General features: G+C 70.7%; 7 protein-coding genes. 5 read left to right on the top strand and 2 right to left on the bottom strand.

Going from position 1 to position 9,499, the window contains the following annotated elements; genetic code table 11:
• Window positions 1–64 precede the first annotated feature (64 nt).
• Complete coding sequence (locus AC4D16_RS12150) at window positions 65–2,026, top strand: ABC transporter ATP-binding protein (protein WP_490955173.1); 1,962 nt, start codon at window positions 65–67, stop codon at window positions 2,024–2,026.
• Here AC4D16_RS12150 and AC4D16_RS12155 read toward each other — a convergent pair.
• Window positions 2,023–2,586, bottom strand: a complete 564-nt coding sequence (locus tag AC4D16_RS12155; protein ID WP_490955174.1) for a methylated-DNA--[protein]-cysteine S-methyltransferase — start codon at window positions 2,584–2,586, stop codon at window positions 2,023–2,025. The two genes, AC4D16_RS12150 and AC4D16_RS12155, sit on opposite strands and share 4 nt — an antisense overlap.
• A gap of 83 nt (window positions 2,587–2,669) precedes the next feature.
• Window positions 2,670–4,202, bottom strand: coding sequence for an AlkA N-terminal domain-containing protein (locus AC4D16_RS12160; RefSeq protein WP_490955175.1), 1,533 nt, complete (start codon window positions 4,200–4,202; stop codon window positions 2,670–2,672).
• A gap of 107 nt (window positions 4,203–4,309) precedes the next feature.
• On the opposite strand from AC4D16_RS12160, the gene AC4D16_RS12165 reads away from it, so the two are divergent.
• The 4 genes from AC4D16_RS12165 to tyrS are packed head-to-tail and all read left to right on the top strand — an operon-like array spanning window position 4,310 to window position 9,184.
• Window positions 4,310–4,969 (top strand): DNA-3-methyladenine glycosylase, encoded by a 660-nt coding sequence (locus AC4D16_RS12165; RefSeq protein ID WP_490955176.1) that lies wholly within the window; start codon window positions 4,310–4,312, stop codon window positions 4,967–4,969.
• A gap of 51 nt (window positions 4,970–5,020) precedes the next feature.
• On the top strand, window positions 5,021–5,560 hold the full coding sequence (locus AC4D16_RS12170; protein WP_490955204.1) for an adenine phosphoribosyltransferase: 540 nt from the start codon (window positions 5,021–5,023) through the stop codon (window positions 5,558–5,560).
• Between the two features lie 36 nt (window positions 5,561–5,596).
• On the top strand, window positions 5,597–7,849 hold the full coding sequence (locus tag AC4D16_RS12175) for a HelD family protein (protein ID WP_490955177.1): 2,253 nt from the start codon (window positions 5,597–5,599) through the stop codon (window positions 7,847–7,849).
• A gap of 12 nt (window positions 7,850–7,861) precedes the next feature.
• Window positions 7,862–9,184 carry a tyrosine--tRNA ligase gene (gene tyrS / locus AC4D16_RS12180; protein ID WP_490955178.1) on the top strand — a complete coding sequence of 441 codons (1,323 nt, stop codon included), beginning with the start codon at window positions 7,862–7,864 and terminating at the stop codon, window positions 9,182–9,184.
• The last annotated feature ends 315 nt before the right edge of the window (window positions 9,185–9,499 follow it).

Raw genomic sequence — 9,499 nt, forward strand, 5'->3', positions numbered from 1 at the left:
CTCCGCTGCTACGCCTGCCGCGAAGTCCTTTGACTGGGGTGCGTGCCCGGCGCATCGTGTGATCATGCAGCCGTCCGGTCCGGCACCGCAGCAGCGGGCCACCCTCAGAGAATTCTTTCCCTACCTCCGCGGGCACGTCCGCGTGCTGGTCCTCGTGGCCGTGGTATCCCTCGTGTCCACCGGCCTGTCCATCGCCCAGCCGCTCATGGTCCAGCAGCTCGTCAACGCGGTGTCGGCCAACGAGCCCGCAACGATCTTCGTGTGGTTCCTCGTGGGTATCACGCTCGGCGGGGCCGTGTTCGGCGCGGCGCAGTCCTACCTCCTCCAGCGCACCGCGGAGTCCGTGGTGCTCGGTGTGCGCCGGTCACTCGTGGGCCAGCTGTTGGCCCTGCCCGTGCGGGAGTTCGACCGGCGTCGCGTCGGCGACCTCATGTCCCGCGTGGGCTCGGACACCACCCTGATGCGCAGCGTCATCACCTCGGGCCTGTTCGAGATCGTCTCCTCGGTCCTGATGTTCTGCGCAGCCGTCGTCCTGATGGTCCTGATCGACCCGCTGCTCTTCGGCATCACGCTCACCGCCGTCCTGCTCGGGGCCGGCGGTGTGCTGTTCCTGGGGCGTCTGATCCGCAAGCGCAGCCGCGACGTCCAGGACGCCGTGGGGTCCATGACGGCGGCCGTGGAGCGGGGCCTGTCCGGGATCCGCACCATCAAGGCGTCGGTGGCGGAGGAGCGCGAGGCGGCCGTGATCGACGTCGAGGCCACCAGTGCATTCCGCGCGGGCATCGCGATGGCGAAGCTGCAGGCGGCGGTCCAGCCAATCATGTCCATCTGCATCCAGGGCGCGTTCATCGTGGTGCTGGCCGTCGGCGGCATCCGGGTGGCAGCTGGCGAGCTGCAGCTGGGCGACCTCATCGCCTTCATCCTCTACCTGTTCCTCCTGGTCATGCCGATCGGCTCGGCGATGAGCGCGTTCGTCCAGATCCAGTCCGGGCTCGCCGCACTGGATCGGATCCAGGAGATCGCCCGGCTCGAGCCCGAACGCGCGGACGAGGCAGGCACCGTCGCCGCCGGTGCAACGACAGCAGCACGCCCCGCCGCGCCCGTCGGCGCCCTGGAGCTGAGGAACGTCAGCTTCCACTACGCGGAGGCCGACGACGGCGCAGGTGCAGATACCTCTCCCACCGTCACCGCTGACGGTGCAACCGGTACGGGTGGTGCCACAGCCGACGACGGCGCCGTCAGCCGCGACAGCAGTCCCCTCGAAGGGCCTTCACGGAGCGGCCCGGATGTCGAGGGCCCGCGCGAACCGCTCCGTCCCGTGCTCGACGGCGTGAGCTTCACCGTGCCGGCCGGCAGCAGGACCGCGCTCGTGGGCCCCTCGGGTGCCGGGAAGTCCACGGTGCTCGCCCTGCTCGAGCGGTTCTACGAGCCCACAGATGGCAGCATCACCTTCGACGGCGTCGCGCTCCCGGCCGTTCCCCGGTCCGAGCTCCGGTCGCGGATCGGCCTCGTGGAGCAGGAGGCCCCGGTCCTCAGCGGCACGCTCGCGGATAATCTGCGGCTTGCCGCACCGGACGCGACGGACGAGCAGCTCCGCCGGGTCCTGACGTCGGTGGGTCTCGATGCCCTGGGCGACAGGTCCGAGGACGGTCTCCATCTCAACCTGGGTGAGGACGGCATCCGCCTCTCCGGCGGCCAGCGTCAGCGCCTCGCCTGGGCCCGGGTGATCCTCGCGGACCGGCCTGTGCTGCTCATGGACGAGCCCACCTCGGCCGTCGACTCCAGGACCGAGCAGTTGCTGCAGCAGACCCTGGGGGAGGCGTCCCGGGACCGCACGGTCGTCGTCGTCGCCCACCGGCTCTCGACGGTCGCGGACTTCGACCAGATCGTGGTCCTCGACCAGGGGCGCGTCTCCGCCGTCGGGACCCACGAGGACCTCCTGCGCACCAGCGAGCTGTACCGGGACATGGCGGCGCGTCAGCTGCTCGTGTCACCGGCCGGGTCCCCGGCCCGCACGTCCGTCTAGACGACCGGTCGCCCCGCCTCCCGGTCGAGGAGCCGCTGTTTGACGCCGAGGCCCCAACGGAAACCGCCGAGACTCCCGTCCGTGCGGATGATGCGGTGGCAGGGGACGAACAGTGCTGCGGCGTTCTTGGCACAGGCCCCCGCCGCGGCGCGGACGGCCGTCGGGTTGCCGGCGCGTTCCGCGTACTGGAGGTAGGTGACGGGTGCTCCGGGCTCCACCGCCCGCAGGACGTCCCAGGCGTGGGAGCGGAACGGGCCCGAGACCTGCCGCACCGTGACCGTGCGGGAGGCCTCGAAGTCGCCGTCGTAGTACCGCGCCACGGCGTCGAGGGCCGGCGCAGCGTTCGACGCCGCGCGGTCGAAGCTGGCGGTTCGGAGGCTCGAATGGATCTGCCCGATCAGTTCGGCTGCCCGATCGGTCCATCCCGAGGCGAGCACGGCGCCCTCGGCCTCGATGACCGTGAACGCTCCGTCCGGGGTGTCGATCGTGGTGGTCGTCGAGCCGCGCAGGATCACGGGCGCCGGGTCTTCGATCGCTTCGGGTGCTGTCACGGCTGACATGGGGTGTGCTCCATTCGACGACGGGGGAGTGCGGGAGAAGAGGGAGCCTGGGGAGCTCGCGTATCGGGGGTAGGGGGTGACGCTCATCGGATGCCGGCTCTCGCGGGCTCGGTTCGCTGCGCCGCTGCGCTCCAGAGATGCACCGTGGCGTAGGAGCGCCAGGGCCGCACCGTCTCCATCGCGGCATCCACCGTGGCGCCTATCGAGGCGTCCAGCGTGGCAGACGGATCCTGGTCGGTGGCCCGTCTCCACCCGGCTCGGACGGCGGCGTCGGCGGAGAGGTGGACGTCCGGGTGGCCGAGTACGCGCATCACCACGTAGTCGGCCGTCCACGGCCCGATGCCGTCCACCGCGAGCAACGCCGCCCGGAGAGCAGCGGGCTCCGACTCGATGCCGACGCCCAGGGAGCCGTCCGCCAGCAGCCGGGCGACGTTCCGGAGCGTCGCATCGCGGCGACGCGTTCCCGGCAGGAGCGGCTCGGCGGCGTCGGCGAGCTCCCCGGCCGTGGGAAACATCCGCGTCAGGGCGGTGCCGGGTAGCTCGATCAACGGGCTGCCGGCGGCGAGACGTCCGAGCGCCGTCGTCGCCGATGCCACGGTGATCTGCTGGCCGACGATCGCGCGGACCAGGGTCTCGTCAGGATCCACCGATCCGGGCAGGCGCATCCCCGGGTGCGCGGACACGAGCCGTGCGAAGGTCCTGTCCCGGCTGAGGGCGGCGTCGATCGCGTAGGGGTCGGCGTCGAGGTCGAACAACCGCCGGATGCGCGTGAGCAGCGTGGGAAGGTCCGCGAGGCGGGCGACGGACACCGTCACCGGCAGCACGCCACGGCCGTCGGCGCGGGACTCCACCGACGTGGCCCTGAACCAGGCAGGCCCGGCGGGCAGCCGGAGCGCCCGCTCGTAGCTCGTCGTCGTTCCCTCCTCCACGCCCTCGACGGCGCGGGCGGCGAGGAACCGGAAGATGTCCGGATCGAAGGGCAGCCGCACCGGCAGGGACAGCGAGAGGCGCACGGCACGGGCGTCCGGACCGACGACGCCCTCGGACGCCTCCGTCGCGGCCCTCGACGCGCTGCGCACCTGCCCCGGAGTGAGGTCGAAGACCTCCTGCACGGTGTCGTTGAACTGGCGGATGCTGCCGAAGCCGGCGGCGAACGCGACGTCCGCGAAACGCAGGGACGAACCTGTCAGGAGGGTTCGGGCCGTCTGTGCCCGGTGCGCCCGCGCGAGCGAGAGGGCTCCCGCGCCGAGTTCCTCGCACAGGATCCGGTTGAGGTGGCGCGGGGAGTAGCCGAGCCGGGCCGCGAGCCCGGACACCCCCGTCCGCTCCACCTCCCCGTCGGCGATCAGCCGCATGGCGCGGGCCGCGGCATCGCTGCGCAGGTTCCACGCGGGGTCACCGGGCACGGCCTCCGGCAGGCATCGCTTGCAGGCCCGGTACCCGGCGTCGTGCGCTGCCGCGGACGTGCGGTAGAAGCGGACGTTGTCCGGTTTCGGTGTGCGCGCGGGGCAGGAGGGCCGGCAGTAGATGCCGGTGGTGGACACAGCGGTGACGAACTGGCCGTCGAAGCGTGGGTCGCGCGCATCGATCGCGCTGTACCGCTGCCAGAAGTCCATGCCGCCATCCTGCCACCGCCGCTCCTCCCCCTCTAGCGGAAAACGGACACGGCAGTGGCAGGCCCGCCGCCGGAGCGCGCACCGCTGCTCGTCGCTATCGTCGGAGGATGATCGACCCCCGCGAGACCCCCGACAGCACGGACAGCACGGACAGCACGGCCACGCGGCGCCTCCTGAGTGGGAGCGCCCTCGAGGTCGCCCCCTCGCTCCTCGGTGCCCACCTCACACACCAGGACGACGACGCCGGCCCCGTGACCGTGCGGATCACCGAGGTCGAGGCGTACCTCGGCCCCGACGATCCCGGTTCGCACGCCTTCCGGGGGAAGACCGCCCGGAACGCGACGATGTTCGGCGCCGCGGGCCACCTGTACGTCTACTTCACCTACGGCATGCACTACTGCGCGAACATCGTGTGCGGCACCGAGGGGTGGGCCACGGGGCTCCTGCTCCGCGCCGGCGAGATCACCGAGGGCGTCGATCTCGCGCGCGAGCGGCGATTGCGGCCGGCCACGGATCTCGATCTCGCCAGGGGACCCGCCCGTCTCGCGCAGGCGCTCGGCCTGGACCGCAGGGTCGACGGCGCCGACGCGCTGGCCGCACCCTTCCGGCTCGTCCTGCCGCCCGTGCCGGCGGCCGATGTCAGCAGGGGCCCGCGCGTCGGGGTGAGCGGTGTCGCGGGAACTGCACAGTACCCGTGGCGCTTCTGGCTACCGGGCGAGCCCACGGTGTCCCGCTTCCGGCCCGGCAGGATGCCGCCGGCGCCGTAAGGTTGACCCGTGACAACGAGCAACGCCCCGACCCACCCGACGGCCGACGCGATCGAGCAGGCGCGGACCGCGATCGACCGCCTCGCCGCTGTCGTCCCCGATTTCCCCTCACCGGGCATCGCCTTCCAGGACCTCACACCGGTCTTCGCCGACGCGCACGCGTTCAAGGCCGTCGTCGACGCCGTCGCGCTGCCCTTCGCCGGATCGTTCGACGTCGTCGCCGGGGTGGAGGCACGGGGCTTCCTCCTGGCGGCCGGCGTCGCCTACGCCACCGGCACCGGTGTGGTGACCATCCGCAAGGCCGGCAAGCTGCCCCGGGCGGTGTTCCGTGAGTCCTACGACCTCGAGTACGGCCAGGCCGTCCTCGAGCTCCACCAGGCGGATCTGGCAGCCGGCACCCGTGTCCTCGTGCTCGACGACGTCCTCGCGACGGGCGGAACGCTGGTCGCGGCATGCGCGTTGCTGGAAAGGGCGGGAGCCGTCGTCGTCGGGTGCGGTGTGGTCCTCGAACTGGACGAGCTCGGCGGACGGGCCGCCCTGGCCGGGCGGAGCGTCCGGACCGTGCACCACGTGGGGTCGCCGTCGCGCTAGAATCGACGGTCGGCCCGCGAGAGAAGGAAGGTGCCCATGCCCGAGACGCCGCAGGCGAGGATCGAGCTGGACAACGAGCGCGAGTACGTCGACGCCCTCTACCGCCGGCTGGACGAGCTGAGAGCCGAGAAGGCGCAGCAACTGGCGGAGGTCCGCCGCACGCAGTCCTCGGGCTCGCACCAGAACCGCTCCGAACGTGACGCCTTCGCCACCATGTACGAGGACCGCTTGGCGCAGCTGAACGCGGTCGACGACCGCCTGGTGTTCGGCAGGCTCGACCTCGACACAGGGGACAAGCGCTACATCGGCCGCATCGGGCTCTCGGACGACTCCCTGCGACAGCTCATGGTGGACTGGCGGGCACCGGAGGCCGGTACCTTCTACCAGGCCACGGCCTTCGAGCGCATGGGCGTACGACGGCGTCGCCACCTCATCCTCTCCCGGCGCGACGTCGTCGCGATCGAGGACGACGTCCTCGACGCCGACCTCCTCGGTGACGAGGAGTCCCTGCAGGGCGAAGGTGCCCTGCTCGCGGCCCTCAACACGCGCCGCACCGGGCAGATGTCGGACATCGTGGGCACCATCCAGGCCGAACAGGACCGCATCATCCGGGCACCTCTGCCCGGAGTCACCGTGGTGCAGGGCGGCCCGGGCACCGGCAAGACCGCCGTGGCGCTGCACCGCGCCGCCTATCTCCTCTACACGCACCGCGACCGCCTGAAGTCGGCGGGCGTGCTGCTCGTCGGTCCCACCGATGCCTTCATGCGGTACATCGAGCGCGTGCTCCCCTCCCTGGGTGAGACCGGCGTCGTGATGGCAGGTATCGGCACGCTCATGCCGGGGATCACCACTGTGCAGGAGACGTCCGAGCAGGCCGCAGCGCTCAAGGGGCGGCTCGAGATGGCCGAGGTTCTGCGCCGTGCCGTGGCGAACCGGCAGCGCGTCCCCGCGGAGAACCAGCGCCTCAACGTCGAGGGGACGCTCCTCACGCTGACGCCCAAGCAGGTGGGCCGCGCGCGCGAGCGGGCCCGTGCCACGGGCAAGCCGCACAACGAGGCGCGCGTGACCTTCGTCAAGATCCTGCTGCGCGAACTCACCGAGCAACTGCTCGAGAAGCTCGAGGAGTCCTCGGGCGGGGGCAACAACGCGGACCGCTCGTACCTCGCCGAGGACGTCCGCAGTGCCCGCGACGTGCGGGTCGCCCTGAACCTGGCGTGGATGCCGCTCACGCCGCAGAAGCTCGTGGCGGAGCTCCTGTCCCGCCCCGGGCAGCTGCGCGCCGCGGCACCGGACCTCGACGATGCGCAGATCCGCTCGATGACGCGTGCCGTCGACGCGCCCTGGACCGAGGCGGACGTCCCGCTCCTCGACGAGGCCGCCGAGCTGCTCGGCGACCTCGACGCCTCCGCGGGCCGCGACGGTGCGGCCCGGGAGCAGGAGATGAAGCGCGATCTCGCCAACGCCGAACGCACGCTCGAGAACGTCAACGCGTCCCTCATGGACTCCGGGGTGGACGGCGTCCTGACCGCGGAGGAGCTGGCGCAGGCGAACACGGTGTCCGCCACGCGGCTGTCCGCGGCGGATCGCGCGGCGACCGACCGCACCTGGGCCTACGGGCACATCGTGGTCGACGAGGCGCAGGAGCTGTCCGCCATGCAGTGGAGGCTCCTGATGCGGCGCTGCCCGCTGAAGTCCTTCACGATCGTGGGCGACATCGCCCAGACGAGTTCCGCGGCGGGATCGAGTTCCTGGCAGCAGGCCCTGCAGCCCTTCGTCGGGGACCGCTGGCAGCTCGAGGAGCTGACCGTCAATTACCGCACGCCCTCGCAGATCGCGGAGGCCGCCGTCCGCATGGCCAATGCGGCCGGGCTGGTCGTGTCCGCGCCGAAGGCGGTCCGCGAGGGTCGGTTCGCCCCGGTGCTGGACACCGTGCCGGAGCTCCTGCCCGCACTCGTCGCGGCCCTGCGGGAGGAACTGGCGGTCGTGGACGGCGGACTCCTCGCCGTGATCGCCCCGGACCACCTGTTGACGGGCGTCCGTCAGGCACTCGCGGCGACGTACGGTCCCCGCGTCGGCTCCGGTGCCGGCGGCCCCAGCCAGGACATCGTGGTGATCAGTCCGCGCGAGTCCAAGGGACTCGAGTTCGACGGCGTGGTCATCCTCGAGCCGCAGGACATGATGGATTCGGCGACGGCCCGCGTCGGTGACCTCTACGTGGCGATGACGCGCCCCACCCAGCGGCTCCGCGTCATCTCCACCGGCCGAATTCCCGCGGGTATCGCCGACTGATAATTTGGGACGGTGTCCCAGCAAACAGAACGTCCGGTCAGCGGCCTCTCCGGCCAACAGAACGACCCCTCCTTCGACACCGTGTACGACGAGCTGCTGTGGCGCGGCCTCGTCCACGTGTCGACGGACGAGACGGAGCTGCGCGAGCTCCTCGCCGGCGCGCCCATCACCTTCTACTGCGGCTTCGATCCGACGGCGCCGAGCCTGCACCTCGGCAACCTCGTCCAGCTCCTGACCATGCGACGCCTTCAGCTCGCCGGGCACCGTCCGCTGGGTCTTGTCGGCGGCTCCACGGGTCTGGTCGGCGATCCGCGGCCGACGGCGGAGCGCACCATGAACACGAAGGAGACCGTGGCCGAGTGGGTCGGCTACCTCCAGGGGCAGGTCCAGCGCTTCCTCGACTCCGAGGGGGAGAACCCGGCGCGCATGGTGAACAACCTCGACTGGACCGGGCCCATGAGTGTCATCGACTTCCTGCGCGACGTCGGCAAGCACTTCCGCGTGGGCACGATGATCAAGAAGGAGGCCGTCGCCAAGCGGTTGAACTCCGACGAGGGCATCAGCTACTCCGAGTTCAGCTACCAGATCCTGCAGGGCATGGACTACCTGCAGCTGTTCCGCGAGTACGACTGCGTGCTCCAGACCGGTGGGTCCGACCAGTGGGGGAACCTCACCAGTGGCACCGAGCTGGTGCGCAAGGTGGAGGGGAAGGGCGTCCATGCCATCGGCACGCCCCTCATCACCAACTCGGACGGCACGAAGTTCGGCAAGAGCGAGGGCAACGCCGTCTGGCTCGATCCCGCGATGACGAGCCCCTACGCCATGTTCCAGTTCTGGCTCAACACCAGCGACACCGATGTGGTGGAGCGCCTGAAGATCTTCACCTTCCGCTCACGGACCGACATCGAGCAGTTGGAGCGGGCGACCACGGAACGTCCGCATGCGCGCGAGGCGCAGCGGGCCCTGGCGTACGACGTCACCTCTCTCGTGCACGGGGTCGACGCCACCGAGAAGGTCATCGCCGCGTCGGCCGCCCTGTTCGGGCAGGGCGACCTGTCATCCCTCGACCTCGTGACCCTGCAGGCGGCGACGGCGGAACTGACCGCGGTCACGGCGCCGAAGGATGCGCTGGGGATCGTGGACCTGCTGGTGACGTCGGGACTCGCAACGAGCAACTCCGGTGCCCGGCGCACCGTCGCCGAGGGCGGCGCCTACGTCAACAACGTGAAGATCACCGACGCCGATCATGTCGTGGGGAAGCATGATCTGCTCCACGGGCGGTACCTCCTGGTGCGGCGCGGGAAGCGCAACCTCGCGATGGTCGACGCCGGCTGAGCCGGGCGGGAGCGCCGAACAGGGGAGGGGTCCCCGTCGATTTGGCGCTTCCGTCCGTCAGACCCTATAGTTATTGAGTTGCCCCGGTGAGGGCGACAAACCCCCCAACTGATCGAGAACGGCCCGGATGCGCTATGCGCATCGAGGCAACGTGACGGTCCTCCGGAAGCGGAAATCCACGGAACAGTGCGGATTTGCGGAACACGGAGCGGTGCGGGTAAGCTTGAAAAGTTGCTTCGGAGCGATGACATGACGGTTTGGTTGTGTTTGGTGCCGGTTGCTCCTGTTGTTTGAGAACTCAATAGTGTGCCAAGT

Source organism: Arthrobacter sp. TJ-236 (assembly GCF_058269235.1).

Coding starts and splice junctions, on each gene's coding strand:
- AC4D16_RS12175 (WP_490955177.1), top strand. CDS start 5,597: ATGCCCGAGACGCCGCAGGCGAGGATCGAGCTGGACAACGAGCGCGAG.
- AC4D16_RS12160 (WP_490955175.1), bottom strand. CDS start 4,202: ATGGACTTCTGGCAGCGGTACAGCGCGATCGATGCGCGCGACCCACGC.
- AC4D16_RS12150 (WP_490955173.1), top strand. CDS start 65: ATGCAGCCGTCCGGTCCGGCACCGCAGCAGCGGGCCACCCTCAGAGAA.
- AC4D16_RS12155 (WP_490955174.1), bottom strand. CDS start 2,586: ATGTCAGCCGTGACAGCACCCGAAGCGATCGAAGACCCGGCGCCCGTG.
- AC4D16_RS12165 (WP_490955176.1), top strand. CDS start 4,310: ATGATCGACCCCCGCGAGACCCCCGACAGCACGGACAGCACGGACAGC.